Annotated in this window: 17 protein-coding genes; 6 read left to right on the forward strand and 11 right to left on the reverse strand. The window is 67.0% G+C overall.

What is annotated here, in order from left to right:
• Window positions 1–67 precede the first annotated feature (67 nt).
• Window positions 68–1,087 (forward strand): alpha/beta fold hydrolase, encoded by a 1,020-nt coding sequence (locus PKD89_RS05615; RefSeq protein ID WP_289010319.1) that lies wholly within the window; start codon window positions 68–70, stop codon window positions 1,085–1,087.
• Here PKD89_RS05615 and PKD89_RS05620 read toward each other — a convergent pair.
• Window positions 1,041–2,633, reverse strand: coding sequence for a peptide chain release factor 3 (locus tag PKD89_RS05620; protein ID WP_289010318.1), 1,593 nt, complete (start codon window positions 2,631–2,633; stop codon window positions 1,041–1,043). The genes PKD89_RS05615 and PKD89_RS05620 overlap by 47 nt on opposite strands.
• Before the next feature lie 310 nt (window positions 2,634–2,943).
• Between PKD89_RS05620 and PKD89_RS05625 the strand changes: the two genes are divergently transcribed.
• The 4 genes from PKD89_RS05625 to PKD89_RS05640 all read left to right on the forward strand — a co-directional run bounded on the left by PKD89_RS05625 (window position 2,944) and on the right by PKD89_RS05640 (window position 6,928).
• Window positions 2,944–3,852: an alpha/beta fold hydrolase gene (locus PKD89_RS05625; RefSeq protein ID WP_289010317.1), complete on the forward strand. Its 909-nt coding sequence runs from the start codon at window positions 2,944–2,946 to the stop codon at window positions 3,850–3,852.
• Window positions 3,849–4,544 carry an alpha/beta fold hydrolase gene (locus tag PKD89_RS05630; protein ID WP_289010316.1) on the forward strand — a complete coding sequence of 232 codons (696 nt, stop codon included), beginning with the start codon at window positions 3,849–3,851 and terminating at the stop codon, window positions 4,542–4,544. The genes PKD89_RS05625 and PKD89_RS05630 overlap by 4 nt, the downstream gene beginning before the upstream one ends.
• A gap of 289 nt (window positions 4,545–4,833) precedes the next feature.
• A complete protein-coding gene (locus PKD89_RS05635; protein ID WP_324332307.1) occupies window positions 4,834–6,534 on the forward strand; it encodes a C1 family peptidase in 1,701 nt (566 codons plus the stop codon).
• A 61-nt stretch (window positions 6,535–6,595) separates the two neighbouring features.
• Window positions 6,596–6,928, forward strand: a complete 333-nt coding sequence (locus PKD89_RS05640; protein WP_289012685.1) for a protease inhibitor I42 family protein — start codon at window positions 6,596–6,598, stop codon at window positions 6,926–6,928.
• A 67-nt stretch (window positions 6,929–6,995) separates the two neighbouring features.
• Here PKD89_RS05640 and PKD89_RS05645 read toward each other — a convergent pair whose 3' ends face one another.
• The 5 genes from PKD89_RS05645 to PKD89_RS05665 form a co-directional block, all read right to left on the reverse strand.
• On the reverse strand, window positions 6,996–7,730 hold the full coding sequence (locus PKD89_RS05645; RefSeq protein ID WP_289012684.1) for an endo alpha-1,4 polygalactosaminidase: 735 nt from the start codon (window positions 7,728–7,730) through the stop codon (window positions 6,996–6,998).
• A complete protein-coding gene (gene xseB, locus PKD89_RS05650) occupies window positions 7,727–8,002 on the reverse strand; it encodes an exodeoxyribonuclease VII small subunit (RefSeq protein ID WP_289012683.1) in 276 nt (91 codons plus the stop codon). Before xseB ends, PKD89_RS05645 begins: the two co-directional genes overlap by 4 nt.
• Complete coding sequence (gene xseA / locus PKD89_RS05655) at window positions 7,999–9,537, reverse strand: exodeoxyribonuclease VII large subunit (protein ID WP_289012682.1); 1,539 nt, start codon at window positions 9,535–9,537, stop codon at window positions 7,999–8,001. Before xseA ends, xseB begins: the two co-directional genes overlap by 4 nt.
• A gap of 114 nt (window positions 9,538–9,651) precedes the next feature.
• The gene (locus PKD89_RS05660) at window positions 9,652–11,535 is read right to left on the reverse strand and encodes an ABC transporter ATP-binding protein (protein ID WP_289012681.1); all 1,884 of its coding nucleotides are present in this window, start codon (window positions 11,533–11,535) and stop codon (window positions 9,652–9,654) included.
• A 189-nt stretch (window positions 11,536–11,724) separates the two neighbouring features.
• Window positions 11,725–13,359, reverse strand: a complete 1,635-nt coding sequence (locus tag PKD89_RS05665; protein WP_289012680.1) for an acyl-CoA synthetase — start codon at window positions 13,357–13,359, stop codon at window positions 11,725–11,727.
• A gap of 200 nt (window positions 13,360–13,559) precedes the next feature.
• Here PKD89_RS05665 and PKD89_RS05670 point away from each other — a divergent pair, with 200 nt between their 5' ends.
• Window positions 13,560–14,969, forward strand: a complete 1,410-nt coding sequence (locus PKD89_RS05670; RefSeq protein ID WP_289012679.1) for a wax ester/triacylglycerol synthase domain-containing protein — start codon at window positions 13,560–13,562, stop codon at window positions 14,967–14,969.
• 367 nt (window positions 14,970–15,336) lie between these two features.
• Here the strand turns inward: PKD89_RS05670 and PKD89_RS05675 are convergent, their stop codons facing one another.
• The 5 genes from PKD89_RS05675 to PKD89_RS05695 all read right to left on the reverse strand — a co-directional run bounded on the left by PKD89_RS05675 (window position 15,337) and on the right by PKD89_RS05695 (window position 18,360).
• A complete protein-coding gene (locus tag PKD89_RS05675; protein WP_289012678.1) occupies window positions 15,337–15,693 on the reverse strand; it encodes a DoxX family protein in 357 nt (118 codons plus the stop codon).
• A gap of 535 nt (window positions 15,694–16,228) precedes the next feature.
• Window positions 16,229–16,351: a hypothetical protein gene (locus PKD89_RS05680; protein ID WP_289012677.1), complete on the reverse strand. Its 123-nt coding sequence runs from the start codon at window positions 16,349–16,351 to the stop codon at window positions 16,229–16,231.
• Window positions 16,352–16,597: 246 nt separating this feature from the next.
• On the reverse strand, window positions 16,598–16,807 hold the full coding sequence (locus PKD89_RS05685) for a YlcI/YnfO family protein (protein WP_289012676.1): 210 nt from the start codon (window positions 16,805–16,807) through the stop codon (window positions 16,598–16,600).
• A gap of 876 nt (window positions 16,808–17,683) precedes the next feature.
• Window positions 17,684–18,103 carry a type II toxin-antitoxin system VapC family toxin gene (locus PKD89_RS05690; protein WP_289012675.1) on the reverse strand — a complete coding sequence of 140 codons (420 nt, stop codon included), beginning with the start codon at window positions 18,101–18,103 and terminating at the stop codon, window positions 17,684–17,686.
• Complete coding sequence (locus PKD89_RS05695; RefSeq protein WP_289012674.1) at window positions 18,103–18,360, reverse strand: type II toxin-antitoxin system Phd/YefM family antitoxin; 258 nt, start codon at window positions 18,358–18,360, stop codon at window positions 18,103–18,105. The genes PKD89_RS05690 and PKD89_RS05695 overlap by 1 nt, the downstream gene beginning before the upstream one ends.
• Between the last annotated feature and the right edge of the window lie 629 nt (window positions 18,361–18,989).

Here is an 18,989-nt window from a genome sequence, read left to right on the forward strand (position 1 = left end):
TCGCCCGACCAGAACGCGTTCGGGTGCCCGTGAGCAGGCTGCCGAGTGGCCTCGATACGGTTGGGACGTGGACCGTCGCAGAGCAGCCATCATCGGAGGTGTGGGCCTCGGTGCCCTCGCAGCGGTGGCCGCCGTCCACGTCGCCGGCACAAGGATCCGCCGTCGGCACCATATCGATCTCGACGAGTTGATGGTGCCACCCGAAAACGTGACGCACCACCGCATCGCGACCAGTGACGGCGGAACCCTGCACCTCGTCGAGGCGGGCAGCGGTCAACCGCTGGTGCTGTTGCACGGCGTGACGTTGCAATGGTGGGTGTGGAGCCCGCTGTTTCACCTGCTGTCCGATCGCTTCCGGGTGATCGCCTGGGACATGCGAGGTCACGGCGGCTCCGAGGCCGGCACTGACGGCGTCACCCTCGAGGCGGCCGGGCGCGATCTTGTCGAGGTGCTCGAACACCTCGACCTGTCCGACGCCATCGTCGTCGGGCATTCGATGGGCGGCATGGCGATCGGTCGAAGCGTGGTCGATCATGCGGACCGCCTCGACGCTCGCAGCGCAGGGCTGGTATTTCTGGCCACCGCCGCCACGTCGGTGTCGCCCCGCTTTGTCGCCGGGTACCTCGGCGCCGGGGCTGGCGTGCTGGCCGGTAAGGCCGACCGGGCGAACGCGGTGCCGGTCGATCGTCTGTGGCGGCCCGGCGACCTGTCGGCGTCGCTGATCCGGATCGCCTTCGGCAAGGAACCGTCGGCGGACGCCATCGAGGCGGTGCGCCAGATGATCATCGACGTACCGACGATCACGTCGGTCGAGGCGGGTGCGGCCATCCTCAACCACGACCTGACCGACGATCTGGGCGCCTACGAAGGCCCCGCCATGGTGATCGTCGGCTCCGACGATCACCTCACCCCGCCACGGCTGGCCGAACGCATCGCCAGACTGTTGCCCCAGGCCGAGCTCCACGTGCTCGAGGGCGTCGGCCACCAGGTGATGCAGGAGCAGCCGCGTCGGCTCGGCGAACTGCTGGAGCGCTTTGCGTTCAGTGCTCGCGCAGCGCGCCCTCGGCGAGCAGCCGGTCGAGCGTGAGCTCGGGCTGGTCGGCGATCACCCGGTCGAGCCAGTACGGGCTCTCGAAGAGGGCGAGCAGCACCCCGTCGGAGCGTTCCAGCACGGTCACCCCAGACATCTGTCGCAGCGGCACCGCCGAGTCGGCATCGGTCTGACGGGCCACCTGATACGGCGTGGACTCGAGCAAGGTCGGAGCGCCGAACTCCTGTTCCAGGCGCCATTTGGCGACGTCGAACTGCATAGGGCCCACCGCCGCCAGCGTCGGGGCCTGATCGCCGAGGTCGGGGTCGCGCAGCACCTGCACCACACCCTCCTCGTCGAGCTGGTGGATGCCGCGTCGAAACTGCTTGAAGCGGCTGACGTCGGCCGGGCGCGCCACCCGGAAGTGCTCGGGGGCGAACGCCGGGATCGACGGAAACTCGACCGGTTCTTCAAGATAGAGGGTGTCGCCGACTCGCAGGTCGGTGGCGTTGACCAGCCCGACGACGTCGCCGGGGAAGGCCTCCTCGACCGTTTCGCGATCGTTACCGAACGCGGTGTGGGCGTACTTGGTGGCGAAGGGCTTGCCGGTGCGGGCGTGGGTGGCCACGTCGCCCCGTTGAAAGCGACCCGAGCAGATCCGCACGTAGGCCACCCGGTCGCGGTGGGCCTTGTCGGTGTTGGCCTGCACCTTGAATACGAAGCCGGACAGCGGTGCGTCCAGGGCGCGGGCCCCGCCGTCGGCGGTCGTGCGAGGACGAGGCGAGGGGACGAGGTCGATCACGGCGTCGAGCAGCTTGCGAACCCCGAAGTTGGTCATCGCCGAGCCGAACAGGGTGGGGGTGGTGATGCCGGCCAGGAAGGTCTCGACATCGAACTCGGAGCCGACCTCGTCGAGCAGCCCGAGCTCCTCGTTGGCGCGCAACCACAGCTCGCCGTCGAGTTCCTCGGCCCGGGCGGGGTCGAGGTCTTCCTCCGGGGCGATGCGGGCGCCGCCGGTCGTGCGGGAGTAGCGGGTGTAGCTGTGGTCGCGCCGGTCGATTACTCCCCGAAAGTCGGTGTCGGCGCCGACCGGCCAGGTCACCGGCGTGGGGATCAGGCCGAGCTGGCTTTCGATGTCGTCGAGCACCTCGAGCGGTTCGCGCGCCGGCCGATCCCACTTGTTGACGAAGCTCAGCAGCGGCAGGCCCCGGTCGCGGCACACCTCGAACAGCTTCAAGGTCTGCGGCTCGATACCCTTGGCGGCGTCGAGCACCATGACGGCGCCGTCGCAGCCGGCCAACACCCGGTAGGTGTCCTCGGAGAAGTCGCGGTGACCCGGGGTGTCGAGCAGGTTGACCACGCAGTCCCGATAATTGAACTGCAGCACGGTCGAGGTGATCGAGATGCCGCGTTGCTGCTCCATCGCCATCCAGTCCGATGTGGCCGAACGGCGACCGCCCTTGCCCTTCACCGAGCCCGCCTCCATCGCCAGGGCGCCGCCGTAGAGCAGGAACTTCTCGGTCAGGGTGGTCTTGCCGGCGTCAGGGTGCGAGATGATGGCGAAGGTGCGGCGCCGGGCCGCCTCACTGAGAACGTCGGACATAGACAACAAACCTTGCGTGGGGGCCGAAGGGTGGGGAGGAGAGGGGAGGGTCAGCGCCCCGGGCGTGTCGATGGTACCCCCACCACGCCGTCATCGGCCCGACGCAGCGTTGACGACTGCGTGTACCCTCCCCGGCAGTCCTCCGCCGGCCGTCGAAACCCACCACGTTTGTCGGCGAAACGCGGAGTGCCAGGGTTCGAAACCGCATCGCTCGCCGGCGCTGCGGCCCACCGGTCAGCGAGGTCATGGAGTGAACGAGGTGTCAGCACATCCGCCGCCCGGGGAGACCGCGACCGGCCAAAGCGTCCCGGTGAGCGCCGCCGTAGCGGGGGCGTATCCCGGGGCGCACCGGCCGGATCGACGGCGCCGGGTCGACTCCTCAGGCGTCGGCATCTCGGTGGTCGAGTGGGGCGACGAGGGCGATCCGCCATTGTTGTTCGCCCATGGCGGGTTCGACTTTGCCGAGACACTCAACGTGTTCGCACCGATTCTGGCCCGGGCCGGATGGCGGGTGGTCAGCTGGGACCAGCGGGGTCACGGCGACTCCGATCACGCCGACCTGTACTCGTGGCACGCCGATACCCGGGATGCCGCCGCCGTCGTGCACAGCACCACCGACGAAGCGATGCCGTGGATCGGCCATTCCAAGGGTGGCGTGCTCACCATGCAGCTGTCCGAGGTGCTGCCGCATCGGTTGAGCAAGCTGGTCAACCTCGACGGGTTGCCGTCACGCCGCTTCGTCCCCGACGTCGCCGAGCAGCGCAACGCCATGATGAGCGAGGCGGCCCTCGGCTGGCTCGACCATCGGGCATCTCTCGAGGGCAAGCAGCGACGCCCCGGCACGATCGAGGGCCTGGCCCAACGGCGGGCCCGCATGAACATCCGCATGTCGCCCGAGTGGTTGCAATATTTGGTCACGGTCGGGGCACGGCAGGACACCGACGGTTGGCGCTGGAAGATCGATCCGACCCTGCGCATGGGCGGCTTGGGCCCGTGGCGACCGGAATGGTCGATGGCACGCTTGCCCGCCCTCGGGGTGCCGTTCCTGGGCGTGCTCGGCCTGGAACTCGAGGAGATGGGGTGGGGCACGCGTCCCGGGGACGTCGAGGCCTACCTGCCGCCCGGCGCCCGGTTTGAGACGCTGGACGGCGTCGGACACTTCGTGCACATCGAAGCCCCCGAGCGGGTGGCCGACCTGATCTTGGAGTTCCTGTCGTGACCACACCGTCCGCTGCTTTTCAATCCGCCGTTGCATCGGCGACCGTGCTGCGCCACGGACGCATCGAGCTGGCGTTGCACCGTCTGGTCGACGCCGACGGCCCCAACCTGCTCCTCCTCCACGGCCTGGGCGAGTCGACACCCTCCGATCCGCCCCGTTCGATCGTCGAGGAGTGGCCCGGTGCCATCTACGGGCTGGACTTCACCGGCCACGGGGCATCGTCGATACCCAGCGGAGGCGGCTACACGTCGGAGGTCCTGGTGGCCGACGCGGACGCTGCGCTGCGGCACCTGGGCTCGGCGGTGCTCTTGGGCCGCGGCCTGGGCGCCTATGTCGCCCTGATCCTGGCCGGCCTGCGCACCGACGCGGTGCACGGCGTCGTGCTGGCCGATGGCCCGGGCATCGCCGGCGGCGGCACCGAGCCGGGCAGCCCATCGATCGTCGCTCCGGCGGAGCGCTGGGAGGGTACGCCCGACCCGTGGGCGTTGGCCGAGCTGGCGACCGATGTGCGGCCCCAGGACTACGCGCAGGCCTTCGCCCGGTTCGTGCTGACAGCTCACCCTGATGCCCACCCGCTGTGGGTGTCGGCCCGGGTGCGCCCGCCGTGGCTGGAGGCGGTCGTCGAGGAAGCGGGCGTGTTGGAGGGTTCGATTCCCGACGCGTTGGCCGATCTGGGGCGCGTCCAAGGCTGAGCCTGAATCCACCGGTCTGATTGGGGTGGACGGGGTCGCTGATACGCCGAAAGTGTCTTCCTGTCTGGGAGAATGACGGTGTTCAAAGCCAACCGTTTCCCAATTCAGAAAGACACTTTCTGTGAGCGATGGATTCAGGCTCAGTCCTTTCATGCCCTTGACTCTGCTTTAGCTCGGGCGTACGTTGCTTACGGGCGGTCGGGCGGACTTGGGACAGTGGTTGTTTCGGGGAAGCGGCCGACGTGTCTAGCGGGACGACCGCGATTTTTTAAAGAAGTGAGGCATTTCCATGTCCGTGCAGCTTTCAGCCCTTCAAGACCAGATTGCCGAGCTCGGCCTTCAATGGGATGCGGGAATCACATCCAATTCAAGTGATACTGAAGAACAGGCCAAGAGTCACTTGGGCTACGTTCCAGGGCCGAACGACCTGGCGCTGGAGGAAGCCGAACGGGTTGCCGTTCAAGCTGCGGCCCGGCTCGAGCTGAGCAGCGCCGCAGCAGCAGCCCCAGCGGCGTTCGACTGGCGGGATAGGGGAGGGCAGAGTTACGTCACTCCGGTAACGAACCAGGGTGGCTGTGGCTCATGCGTCGCCTTCGGCGCAGTGGCTGCGATGGAATCCCTGGTTCGCATCACTCGAGGTGCTCCCACGTCGAGTGTCGACTTGTCTGAGGCTCACCTGTGGTACTGCTGGGGGCCATCGCACGGTGCTGGCGCCTGCCCAGACGGTGGTTGGTGGCCTGACGAAGCCTTCGATGGGTTGCAGCAGGGCATCGTGGACGAAAGTTGCTACGCGTACACGGGTGCAAACGAAGCGTGCAACGTCTGTGATGGTTGGGAAAATGGCCTGACCAAGATCACTGGGTGGCACAAACTGACAGACCTTTCAGCGATGAAAGAGTTCGTATCCACAGTGGGCCCCGTGACGGCGTGTTTCACGGTGTATGAGGACTTCTACCATCACTACGCCGGAGGCGTGTACAGCTACGATGCCACGACGGCCGGCAATGTTATTGGTGGGCATTGCATTTGCATCGTGGGATATGACGACAGCAACAGCTGCTGGATCGCGAAGAACTCGTGGGGAACTGGCTGGGGAGAGAACGGATACTTCCGGATGAGTTATGGAAGCTGCGGTCTCGACGCGGAAATGTGGGCCCCTGAGGGGATTGTGGACGGCGCAGCGGGTTCCCGTTTGGAGCTTTTCGCACGCGGCTCGGACCATGCGTTGTGGCATGTGTGGCAGACCGCCCCGAACAACGGGTGGAGCGGCTGGGCGTCGATGGGTGGGTGGATCGATTCCCCGGTGGTTGCTTGCAACGCCGACGGTCGCCTTGAGGTGTTCGTCATCGGCTCGGACCACGCGTTGTGGCATGTGTGGCAGACCGCCCCGAACAACGGGTGGAGCGACTGGGCGACGATGGGCGGGTGGATCGACAGGCTGGCCGTTGGCCAGAATGCCGACGGGCGTATCGAGGTTTTCGCACGCGGCTCGGACCATGCGTTGTGGCACGTGTGGCAGACCGCCCCGAACAACGGGTGGAGCGACTGGGCGTCGATGGGTGGGTGGATCGATTCCCCGGTGGTTGCTTGCAACGCCGACGGTCGCCTTGAGGTGTTCGTCATCGGCTCGGACCACGCGTTGTGGCACGTGTGGCAGACCGCCCCGAACAACGGGTGGAGCGGCTGGGCGTCGATGGGCGGGTGGATCGACCGCATGGCGGTGGGAATGAATGCTGCAGCGGGTGTGACCAAACCTTCAATGCCGGCCCCAGCCATGGTCGGAGTTGGGTCGGCGGTGGCCCAGAACAGTGGGGGGCCAAGCGAAGAAATGCCAAAGCCCAGCATGGGGACGACCGTGTCGGCTCCGCCGTCCCCTCCCCCTCCCAAAATCGGCGTCGGCGCCGTAGTGGAGGACACCCCCATGCCGGGACCCACCGCGATGAACCGTGCAATCGACGAAGAAAGCGCCATGCCCCTGCCTCCAACGTAGGGCCGAGCGAGAGTCGTCACCAGGATGCGGCACCCGTCGATATGGACGACAATGTAGGGATATGAACGTGCTGGAGGACAACCTCGATCTTGTGGTGGGCGACGAGCAGACGATCGCGTTGCCTGGGTTGGGTACCGCCGGGTACATGTGGCAAGAGCGGGTGATCGGTCCACCGGACGTCATTGCGATCTCCTGGAGTCGAGGATTTGCTCCAGGGATTGAGCCGGCAGCGATCGGCGTGTCCGCGCCCGAGCGCATCACCATCCGAGGGGTACGGCCTGGCGAAGCGCAGTTGCGTCTCATCCAAGTTCGGCACTGGGAGCCAGACGAGGCGCCAATCAATGAACGTCGGATAACGGTGCGAGTCGCCGTCTCGAACCCGATCCCGACCTAGCTGATTCAGGCTGAGACAGTGCTTAACCCGGTCGATCGGCGAGGCGTCGGAGGTGGCATCGGTCCGGTCACTCGGCCGCCGGGCAGGCGATGCGGTAGCTGTCGTCCAGGTCGAGCGGCAGGATCAGCGTCGTGGTGCGGGCCGCCTGGGCCTGGCGCACGTGGGCTCGCGCTGTCGCTCGGCCTCTGCCGCCGTGTCCGGGTCGACGTACTCGGCGTTGAAAACCGGCTTGCCCGGTTCGCGGAACGGCGCCGACTCGGCGCACTCGCCGTAGCGATGGCACTGTTCGTTGACGGCGAAGTCGAACTCGCCGGCCAGGTCGTCGGCCAGGTTCAAGGTGTTCTTCAGCCCGATGGCCAGCCCTCGCCGATGGACCTCCTTGCCCAGCCAGCGCAGGTAGGAACGGGTGTCGGCCTCGGTCAGCCCGAGACCATTGCTGCTGGTCGGCGTCGGTGAAGCGGTCGTCGTCTCGTCGGACCTCGGAGGATCCGGCGGAGAAGTAACAGATCACCCGGCGTCCGTCGTAGTGCAGCGCGTCGATGGTCGTCTGTGGGGTCTCGACCAGGTCGAGGTCGTACACGTCGACGTCGTAGCCGATGTTGGGTGGATCATCGTCGGGCGCCGACAGCTGCCACTGCCAGGTGGCGTCGGCGGCGGGCGTCCACCGTGCCGGTTCGCTCGCAGACCGGTCGTCGCCTCCGCAGCTGACGGTCGCCAGGGCCAGGATGGCGATCATTGCAATGAGCGACGCGCCCCGGATCGCCAACGGTGTTGCGCCGGACCGGGAGCGGACGACGATCACCCGGTCGGGTCCTCGGGGATCAGTTCGGCCACCAGCTCGTCGACGCGCAGGCGGGTGCCGGCGATGCGTTCGCGACAGACCGAGATCAGCCAGGCGGCGCGCTCCACCCGGTCGGCGAGCACGTCGAGGTCGACATCGTCGCGTTCCAGCTCGGCGAGGATCCCCGACAGCTCGCCCATCGCCTCGGCCCAGCCGAGTTCGGCGCCGGTCGGGTCGCCGGGCGTAGCCGCCTCGGGCGGGGATTCGGCGGGGGTGTTGGTCGTCTCGTTCATGGGTGGTCCTGGGGGTCCTCGGTGCTGGTGGGGTCGATGCCGTCGGTCGTGACGGCCGTGCTCGCCGGCTCGGTCGTGCCGGGGGCCCGGGGGGTCGAGCCGTCGGTGTGGTGGCTCTCGTCGGCGTCGTCCGTCGGTGGGCCTGTTGTGGCGGTGGCGGTGGCGGTGAGGGCTCCGTCGACCAGCCGGATGGTCAGGAGGTCGCCGGCGGCCACCTGGCCAACGCTGCGAACCAGACAAGCGGGTCGATTCGCAGGGGTGCTGCGCACGATCGCGTAGCCCCTGGCCAACAGGAGCGCCGGGTCGGCTGCGCGCACGAGCGCTTCGGTGTGATCGAGGCGTTCGGCTGCCCGGTCCAGGCGGGACCCGACTTGGGAGAGCCGGCGGGTTGGTTCGTCGAGGCGTCCTTCGGCGGAACGCAACGCGGCGCCGACCAGCAGCGGCACACCCGAGGTGGCAGCCTGCACGCTGCGCTCGCTCTGGCGGACCGAGCGGCGTGCGGCGGCCGCCACCCGTGGAAAGGCGGCGGCCACCCGGGCGTCGGCCAGGTCGGTGGCGCGGGCGGCGGCGTCGCCCACCCGGCGGCGGCGCTCGGCGAAGTCCTCGGCGGTGCGACCCAGCGCCCGGGTCGATGCCCGGCCGAGGCGGGCGGCGCACTCCTCGGTCTCCTGACGGCACAGCGTCACCGCCTCGATCAGCGCTCCGGCGGCTGCGGTCGGAGTCTTGTACGCGCGGTGGGCCACCTGGTCGGCGACCGAGGTGTCCACCTCGTGGCCGATGCCGGTCAGCACCGGGTGCCGGCAGGCGGCCACGGCGCGGGCGACGATTTCGGCATCGAAGGCGGCCAGGTCGGTGCGGGCACCGCCGCCGCGCACCAGCACGACGGCGTCGAGGGGCAGCGAGGAGGCCAGCGCGAGGGCTGCTGCGACCTCGGCAGGCGCATCGACCCCCTGCACCCGGGAGTCGATGCGGGTGACGTGGAAGGCCAGCCGGCTGAGCTCCAGCTCGTGGAGAAAGTCCGCCTCGGCGGCCGAACCTCGGCTGGCGATCAGGGCGATCCGCTGGGGAAGGGTGGCCAGGGGCCGGGCGGCGTTGGCCACCAGCAGGCCCTCGGCCTCGAGCTGTTGCAGCAGGGCGGCGCGTTCGGCGGCCAGGCTGCCCAGCGTGAACGTTGGGTCGATGCCGACCATCACCAGCTGAAACGAGCTGCTCGCCGGGTAGATCGCCACCGTGCCGCGCAGCCGCACCCGCACCCCGTCGTCCATGCGCACCTGTCCGTGCGCCCGGCGCAGGTGGCGGTTCACCCGGTCGCGGGCCTTGTTGAACAGCGCAACGTTGACGGTGGCGGTCTGCTTGCGTCCGGTCACCGGGTCGGTACGAGCCTCGACCAGGCTGAAGTAGGTGTGTCCGGCGGCGGAGGGGCGGCCCTTGTTGTGGATTTCGCCCTCCACCCACACCTCGCCGGGAAACACGTCGACCAAGGCCTGGTTGGCTCGGTCGACGAGCTCGCCGACGGTGAAGGTGGGAGCGGCCACCGGTTCAGGCTACTGGTGCGCTGTGACAGCAACTGTGCTGCCGTCGCTTCGGATCGCGCCACGCAGCGCAGGCGCGCCGAGCCGCATTGGCGAGCACATGGTGCGCCGAAGCGCCTACGGCGCGACGGTCTCGATCCTGGGGAGCAGGGCTTCGGAACCCTCGACCAGCGTGCGGTACAGCGCGGCGTACAGGCCGTCGTCGGCCAACAGCTCGCTGTGGCGACCCCGCTCGACCACGCGGCCCTCGTCGAGCACCAGGATCAGGTCGGCGCCGACGATCGTCGACAGCCGGTGGGCGATCACCAGGGCGGTTCGGCCCTCGAGGGCCGTGGCCAGCGCCCGCTGCACGGCGGCCTCGGACTCGGTGTCCAGGCTGGAGGTGGCCTCGTCGAGGATCACCATCGCCGGGTCCTTCAGCAGCATGCGGGCGATCGCCACCCGTTGCTTCTCGCCTCCGCTCAGCCGGTAGCCCCGTTCACCGACGACTGTGTCGAAGCCTTGGGGCAGCGCCTCGATCACCGACAGCACCTGGGCGGCCCGTGCAGCCTGGCGCAGCTGGTCGTCGGTGGCGCCGGGCCGGGCATAGCGCAGGTTCTCGGCAACGGTGATGTGGAACAGGTGCGGGTCCTGGGGCACCACCCCGATGGCCGCCCGCAGGCTGTCCTGGGTGAGGGAGCGCACGTCGTGGCCGTCGAAGGTGATCGACCCGGAGGTGACGTCCCACAGGCGGGGCACGAGCGAGGCCAACGTGGTCTTGCCGGCGCCCGACGGGCCGACCAGCGCCACCGTCCAGCCGGGCTCGACGTTGGCCGAAACGTCGCGCAACACCGGCCCGCCCTCGCGGTGGTCCTCGCCGACCGCCTCCAGCGAGGCGATCGAGGTCGACTCGCTGCCCGGATAGCTGAAGTCGACGTGGCGAAATTCGAGCGCCCCGACGGGCGCTGTCAGCTCGGTGGCGTCGGGCGCATCGGTGATCGGGTTGGGCAGGTCGAGCACCTCGAAGACCCGGTCGAAGCTGACCAGTGCGCCCATGACGTCCACCCGGGTGTTGCTCAGCGCGCTGAGCGGTTGGTAAATGCGGGGCATCAAGATGGTAAGTGCGGCCAGTGTGCCCAGCGTCAGCCCGCCGTCGATCACCAGCAGGCCGCCCAGCCAGTACAGGACACCCAACGCCACCATGCCGACCAGCTCGAGTCCGGTCATGAAGGTGCGCACGGTCATCGCCTGGCGCACCCCGATGTCGCGCACCCGGGCGGCCTGGGTGTCGAGCGTGGCCTGTTCGTCCTCGTAACGGCCGTACAGCTTGACCAGCTGGGCGCCCGAGGCGCTGAGACGCTCGGTGAGGCTGGTGTTCATCTCGGCGTTGAGGTTCATGCCCTCCAAGGTGATCACCGCCAGCCGCTTACCGACCCGGCTGGCAGGCACCAGAAACAGGGGCAACAACACCAGTGACAGCAAGGTGAGGCGCCATTCGAGCGCGAACACCGTGATCAGCGTGGCGGTGAGCGCCGCACCGTTGGAGGCGACCGAGCCGAGCGTGCCCGTGAGCGCCCGCTGGGCGCCGATCACGTCGTTGTTCATGCGGTTGGTGAGCGCGCCGGTGCGGGTGCGGGTGAAGAAGCCCACCGGCATGCGCTGTACGTGGTCGTGCAGCGCCGTACGGAGGTCGTAGATCAGCCCTTCGCCGATGCGGGACGACCACCAACGCTCGAGCAGGGACAACGCGGCGGTGACCAACCCGACTGCGATCACGATGGCCGCCAGCAGCGCCAGCTGCCGGGTGTTCTTGTCGGGGATTGTGTTGTCGATCAGTGCCCGGAAGACCAGCGTCGGCACCAGGGCCAGCACCGACTCGACGACGATCACGGTGACGAAGGCGATCAGCTGGGAGCGGTACGGACGGGCAAAGGAGAGCACGCGCCGAATGGTCTGACGGGTGGGTCGCTCGGTCTCGTCAATGCCCATCCGGGCGTTGCGCATGTAGCTAAAGGCGTGCATGGTGGTCGACTCAACGTACTGCGGCCGCTCGGTGTTCCCGCTGCGCTCGGCTTGGGCCTCTGTTGACGGGCGGCTCGCCGCTGCCGTTGCGTCCGAAACGGCACGTCACCCTCGGCAGGCACGCCGACGATCGGACCGGCCTGTGCCGATGTTCGTGGTGGTGGGCGCCAGGTCACCCGGCCCGCAGCGTCAGGGGGTGTGGTCCAGTTGCTCGCCGGCCAGGCCGGAGGCCCAGCGATAGTCGGGTTTGCCGCTGGGCGAGCGAACGATCTGGTCGCTGAGCACCAGGTGGCGGGGCACCTTGTAGCTGGCCAGGTGGTTGCGGCAGTGATCGGCCAGTTCGGCCAGTTTGGGCGGGGCGTCGGCGTGGCGGGGCTGCACCACGGCGCACACCGCTTGGCCCCAGCGGTCGTCGGGCACACCCACCACCAGGGTGTCGTACACGCCGGGGTGGGCCTTCAGTACGCCTTCCACCTCCTCGGGGAAGATCTTCTCGCCGCCGGAGTTGATAGATACCGAGCCGCGGCCGAGCAGGGTGATCGTGCCGTCGGCCTCCAGGGTGGCGAAGTCGCCCGCCACCGCGTAGCGCACGCCGTCGGCGGCGGTGACGAAGGTGGTGGCCGACTTCTCGGGGTCCTTGTAGTAGCCCACCGGGATGTTGCCGCCCCGGGCCAGCCGGCCGATCACGCCGGTGCCCGGCGCCATCGGGTTGAGGTGGTCGTCGAGCACGACGGCGTCGCGCCCGGCCGTCACGGTGGGGCCGCCGCCGCCGTGGGTGCTGGTCTGGCCCTTGGTCTGGACGACCATGCCGTTCATCCCGCTCTCCGAGGAGCCGATGGCGTCGACGATGATGATGTCGGGGAGCAGTTCCAGCATCTGATCCTTGACCGACGGGCTGAACACGACGGCGCTGGAGGACACGACGAACAGCGAGGACAGGTCCCAGCGGCCGGGGTTTTCGGCCAGGGTTTCGACCAGCGGGCGGGCCATGGCGTCGCCGGTGATCACGATCGTCGTCACCCGGTTGGCCTCGATGGCGTCAAACACCGCCTCTGCGCTGAAGTTGCGGACGAACACCACGGTGTTGCCCTCGAAGAGAAACCGCAGCGAGCCCCACTGGGCGGCGCCGTGCATCAGCGGCGGGGTGTTCAGCGCCACCATTGGCGCGTCGGATGCTCTGGCCTTGTCGGCCAGTTCCTGTCCGTGGGTGATCCGTTCGTTGGTGTAGGCGTCCACCCCGCCGCCGAGCGCATAGAACACGTCCTCGTGGCGCCACACCACCCCCTTGGGCATGCCGGTGGTGCCGCCGGTGTAGAGCACGTAGAGGTCGTCGCCCGAGCGTTCCAGCTGGGGACGCTCGGTGCTGGCGTCGGCAACCGCGTCGGCCCACGGCACCGAACCCACACGGGTCGGGTCGGCGTCGCTGCCGTCCTCGATCATCACGAAGTGCCTCAGGCCCGGCACGCGTGCGGTCACCGCCTCGATGCGGTCGAGGTAGGCCCGGTCGTGGACGAGGGCGACCAGGTCGGCGTTGTCGAACAGGTAGGCCAGCTCGTCTTCGACGTAGCGGAAGTTGATGTTGATCGGCACGCCGCGCACCTTGAACGCCGCCATCATGGCGATCAGCCACTCAACGGAGTTCTGAGCGTAGATGCCGATGTGGTCGCCTGCGCCGATGCCCTCGGCGAGCAGGTGGTTGGCCATTTTGTTGGCCTCGACGTCGAACTCGGCGAAGGTCAACGAGGCGTCACCGCACACCACCGCCGTCCGGTTGGGCACCGCGTCGACGGCGCGTTCGAACAGGTCGGCGATGTTGAACCCCATCGGGCGGTTCTAGCACCGAATCAGAACACGGTCTCGTTCTTCGGCCGAGGGAGGTCCCGACATCCGGGTCCGAATCGACTGCCGTGTTTTGGTCGCAGCGGTCGAGAGACACTGCCGTCTGGCCTGGATGACCGGCCGACCCTGGCCGTCCGACGGTTCCGGGTCTAGTTTCAGGGGCCGACGTGCCAGGGGGAAATGCAATGGTCGAGAGCCTCGATCCGGTAGTGCGTGAGGTGGACGCATTCGCCGTGCACATGGAAGAAGACCCGTTGCTGCGGTCGACCATCGTGGCCGTGGCGCTGTTCGACACCACGCCCGACTGGGACGTGTTCGTCGACCGGATGGAGCGCGCAACTCGGCTGGCGCCCTCGTTCCGCTCGCTGCTCGTTCAACCGCCGCTGCGGCTCGGTCCTTTGCGCCGTATCCCCGATCCGGATTTCGACCTGAGTTGGCACCTGCGCCGGATGGCCGCCCCGGCACCGCACACCCTCGATGAAGTGCTCAGCTTCGCATCCACCTCGGGAATGACCGCCTTCGATGTGGCCCGTCCACTCTGGGAGTTCACCCTCGTGGAGGACCTCACCGATGGCCGGGCGGCGCTGGTGATGAAAGTGCATCACTCGTTGACCGACGGTATTGGCGGGATCCAACTGGCCCAACACGTGGTCGACCTGCAGCGGGAAGCGCCGGAGCTCGGACCGATGCCTGAGGTTCCCCCGGCCGAGCCCACCAGCACGGCCCGCTTGGTCGTCGACTCGTTCTCGTCCAACCTGACCCGGACCGCAGCGTTGGCGGGGGACCGGCTGCGTCGTCTGCCCGGCGACCTGGTCGGCCTGATCCGCGACCCGATCGGTGTGGCGGGGCGCGGCCTTGAGGTGGCCGGCTCGATCATCAACTTCGCCCGGCCGGTCACCCGGACCATGTCACCGCTGATGACCGACCGACGGTTGGCGTGGAGGTACCACGCTCTCGACGTGCCGTTCGCCGAGCTGCGGTTGGCCGGAAAATCAGCCGATGGCACCGTCAACGACGCGTTTATGGCCGCAGTGGCCGGCGGCCTGGCCCGCTACCACGACCGACACGGCCTGCCCGTCGAGGAGCTGCGGGTGACCATGCCCGTGTCGGTGCGGGCGAGCGACGATGCCGAAGGCGGCAACCGCATCACGCTGGCACGGATTGTCATTCCGGTGGGTCTGGCCGATCCAGCGGAGCGAATTCGGGCCATCCGCAGCATCAGCCGGCAGTGGCGCAGCGAGCCGTCGATCCCCTACACCAACGCCATCGCCGGTGCCCTCAACCTGCTGCCTCGGACGATCACGGGTGACATGCTCAAGCACGTCGACTTCACGGCCAGCAATGTCCCGGGATTTTCCGACGCCATCTATGTCGGCGGCGCGCGCGTGACGGCCTTTTACCCGTTCGGACCTCCGATCGGGGCGAGCGCCAACTTCACGCTCATGTCCTATGCGGGCACCTGCAATATCGGTCTGACGGCCGACCGGGGTGCGATCACCAATCCCGAGGAGCTCATGTCGTGTTTGGTCGAGGGGTTCGATGAGGTGCTTGGACTCGGCGGTGGCCAGGACGACAGCGTGCGCCGGCCCACCTGAGGAGCAGGGTGCCGGCGGACGCTTCGGGCGTTTGACAGCGGCCGTCGGGGCTGGCGAGTTGACCCAGACCGAACTCTCTGAGCCGGGCGACCCTCTCAGTAATGAAGCCACTTGGAACCAAGTGGCTTCCAGCACGACTGACGGTGTGTCGCCACATGCGACCAGGCGCTGGAGTTCGGCCATCGTCGGGACACCGATGAGGCGCTCGGCCTCCTCGCCGACCGGGTCGAAGAGCACCACCGTCGGGATGGACTGCCCGACCATCGACGCCGTCTTGGGTGCGGGTTCGACCAGGATGCTGTCGGTGCGGTTGATGGAGTCGCGAGCTCGGCCGTGGGCGACCTCATGGTCCGGCCACTGCGAACGCTCAGATTGTGGCGGCCCGAACGGCTGCGGCCACCGCCATGATCCCTGCAAGGGCCAGCGGGCCGCCGAAGCCGGCTATCTGGTCGCCGACCCGCAGGTGAAACCCGACGGCGCCCAGGAAGTACAACGTCAGCCCGACGAGAGCGGCCACGCCGAGCCAGGGGGCCACGAACAACCCGGCCAGGGCACCGAGCCCACCGGCGATCTGCACGTACGGCAACGTTTGACGAACCACGCCGGTGACCTGGACATGATCGAGCAACTCCACCACGGGCTCGGTCTCGGCGAATTTGCTGCTGGCCGACACTAACGCGATCAATCCGCAGATGGCGGACAGGAAGATACCGAGGGTGGTCATAGGTGGCTTTCGATCGGGAGCACGGGACCGGAACTCGCGGCCGGACGTGGTTCAACCAAATTACCAAGTCGGATGGGTCGAACGGCCAATCCCCCAACTAGTCCGGGCAAGGAGATTGTCCAGGGATTGGTTGATGGTCATTTCCGAGGGTGGCTTCAGGACCACCACCCACTCATATCTGCCGTGCCTCGCCAAGCCGAAGACTCCCCAGAAAACCGTTCTATTCGCACCGGCTGGCTCGCCCATCTCGCCGACCCGACGGATCGGCTACATCCAGTCGCCCCCAAAACCCCCAGAAACCGCGATGTCGTGGCAGTTCCAAGGGCTTTAATAGCCTCATTGAGGGTTCCAATCATGGCCAACTTCATGGCCAAGCGCCCCGGGCGGTGTTCAGCTGAGGATGGGGGTAAGTATCCGGCTGTTCGTCTCTCTAGGGGCTGTCCAAGGGGGCGCTCACAACGGAACCAGCCGGATTCCGGTCAACGGGGTCGTGTGGCCGCGCAGTTCATGCTTGGAAGTCGACGCGGTCCTTCAATCAGGTCGCTAGCCATGTCTCGTCGACGTCATGGGCTGCGACGGCGAGCATTGCTTCGACGGCGTCATCGGTGTCGGGCCGTTCGTTGTTCCATGACCCGTCGTTGAGGTCGATGAACAGCACGACGCATGCCCACGCTGCCCGCTTGTTGCCGTCCGGCAGCGGATGGTTCCACGCGGACCCGACAGGCCAACACAACGGCCTTGTCGTGCAGGTCAGGGGAGAAGTCGGTGTCGCCGAAGCCAGCTTGGGGCGCGTGTAGCGCAGAGTCAGCAAGGTCAACGCGGCTGGCATTGATGAGGGTTGCAGCGTCGACGCCGGTGACGTGCTCGGCGAGAAACCAGAATTCAGCGAGGCTGAGGTAGCGGGTCACCGAGCGAGTCGGTCGAGGATCTCCTGGTCGCGCTCGAGCAGCTTTTTGGCCCGTGTGGTGAAGCTCTCGTCAGCGCGGACTCGCTCGATCTCGGCGGCAAGGGAGTCGATGATCAGCTTGTTGACACTTTCACCGCGAACCCGGGCGACTGCTTCAGCATCATCGGCGAGACCGTCCGGCACCCGGACCGTGGTTTGCTTTGTCATGACATCATGATCCCGCAAGGCCTTTCATCCCGTTGAGCTAGACGCCCACGGACGACCCGTTCCGTAGCGTCGTGTTGGCTTCCGACGTTTCAGACGATGGACCAGGGGCCTCAAATTGTCTGTCCAAGTGGCAGGGATGGAATGGTTCAGCTCACCTTTGAGATCCGTCTCACAAACGAAGGTTTGTGAGACGACCCAAGGCTCCGCTGCCCGGCCCAATCTTCGCCACGAAACCGCCGGTTTCGGTCGCTTTTGGCCGGGATTACGCTGTGTTCGGGAAGGGCCGAAGTAGAGCGGGGCGCACGGACCAACGGTGCGGGAATACGTGGCGTAGATATGTGTGGCCCGGTCGTCCAGAGCGCTCAGGTGCTCACGAGCCGGATACGGCACGTGACACAACAGCGACAGCGCGCTCGCGGCGACGACGCCCAATGGAATCGTCAACAGCCCAATGCCACTGGTCGAGCTGGTGCTGTCGTAGAGCCCGGAAAGGGCAATCAGCGATGCTGCCAGGGCGAAGACCTAGGAGCCCCCGGCTATGGCCGGAGGCCGGACAAAAGTGAGAGCGGGCAACGGGCTCGTAGCCCACCAGCAGGCATATACGAGTGCCACCGGTAGCACGACAGCTTGAATGTTCTCGCCGTCGGTCGTTGCAAAGACCACAGCGAGGCTCCCGACGGTCAATACGGCCAGGAGTTTGCGGATGAGATCCCTTGGTCCCAACTCAGGGTCGCCTGCGGTGAAGTTCCTCGCCGGGCTCTGTTCATCGCTCGAGTCTTTCGACCAGGCCATCTCGGGTCTGTGGCGTCGATGCGTGCGGGGCCAGGTGCGCCGATTCTCGTCGAACTCTCGGGAGCGGTGCCATGTCGGGCTCGTTTAGGTCCACGGGTTTGTGACGGTGAGCTTGTCGAAGCGGTCGAAGTCGCTGGTGTTACGGGTGATCACGGTCATGTCGTGGTGGAGAGCGGTGGCGGCGATGAGTGCATCTCTAAACGGAGCGGGGTTGGGTACGTGCAGCGCCGCTGCTTGGCGGGCGATCTCGGCATTGACTGGCAGGAGTCGGTCTTCGAAGGCGGGCATGACGCTGGAATCGAGCCAGGTTCGGAGGATGGCTCCCTTCTTCGGGTCGCTGCGTTCGGCGAGCAGGATTCCGTGTTCGAGTTCGTGAAGTGAGATGACTGAGAGGAACATCAGCGTCGCGGGCACGCTCTTTGCCCAATCAGTGACGCCCTTGTTGGCACGGCCACTTGCCGCTTTCCGGAGTTCGGAGACGACGTTTGTGTCCAGGACGAACATCAGTCGAACTCGGCGGGTGTGGCGATCTCGGAGGAGGCTGGGGTGTGAAAGCCGATCTCTTCGATCCCAGATGGCTGGGCAAGGAGTTCGATGATGCTCGGTCGGTTGGCTGCGAGCCGTTGGTAGTCGGCGAAGGTGAGCAGTACGTAGGAGGGTTTGCCCCGGTCGGTGATGTAGACCGGTCCGTTCTTGGCTGCGGTTTTTGCGTCGCCGGTGTTCCGGTTGAATTCTCGGCTGGTGAGCTGCTTAGTCGTCATGATGCCTCCTCATCGAATGTAGCAATGTTGCTACATTCGATGGGTGTTGGCAAGAGTTGGGAGTTCCTGACGGTTCGAGCCTGGTTCCGAGCCACTCGATAATTGCGACTCCGACCAAGCGAGCGGCCACTCGATATCCGGCGAAGTGTGGCGCCGCTGGTCAAGTTCGTAGCGCCTCATAACGCTCACCGGCCCGAATCCGGCCGTCTCAAATACGGCCGTTTGGGAGAGGCTCCGGCTCTCAGGGCAGAAGGGCGTTGGCGGGCGTTTACAACTCGTGTCCACAATCAACGTCTCACCGACTGCCGGTGCCACCGTAGTTGGAACACTCGGGGGGTGACTCGATGGGCACAGGGTTGAAACAGGCCCGAGCGCGACTAGCAATCCTCCTGCGGATGCGTCGTGCCCCCACGTTTGGTTCGAATTCGCGGTGCACCGACCGACGCCAGAAGCTCCCGGCAAAACCGTTCTATTCGCGCCAGCGCTCAGGCCCGATGCCTGTCCGCCAGATCGGCTACATCCCAGTCGCCCCTTGGGTTGTAGTGGCGGAGAGTAAGGGATTCGAACCCTTGGAACTGACGTTCCGCACTTCTCGGGGACGTTATAGCTGCATTTAGCTGACCGGTCGG

This window comes from Candidatus Neomicrothrix sp. (assembly GCF_035329545.1).
Taxonomy (GTDB): domain Bacteria; phylum Actinomycetota; class Acidimicrobiia; order Acidimicrobiales; family Microtrichaceae; genus Microthrix; species Microthrix subdominans.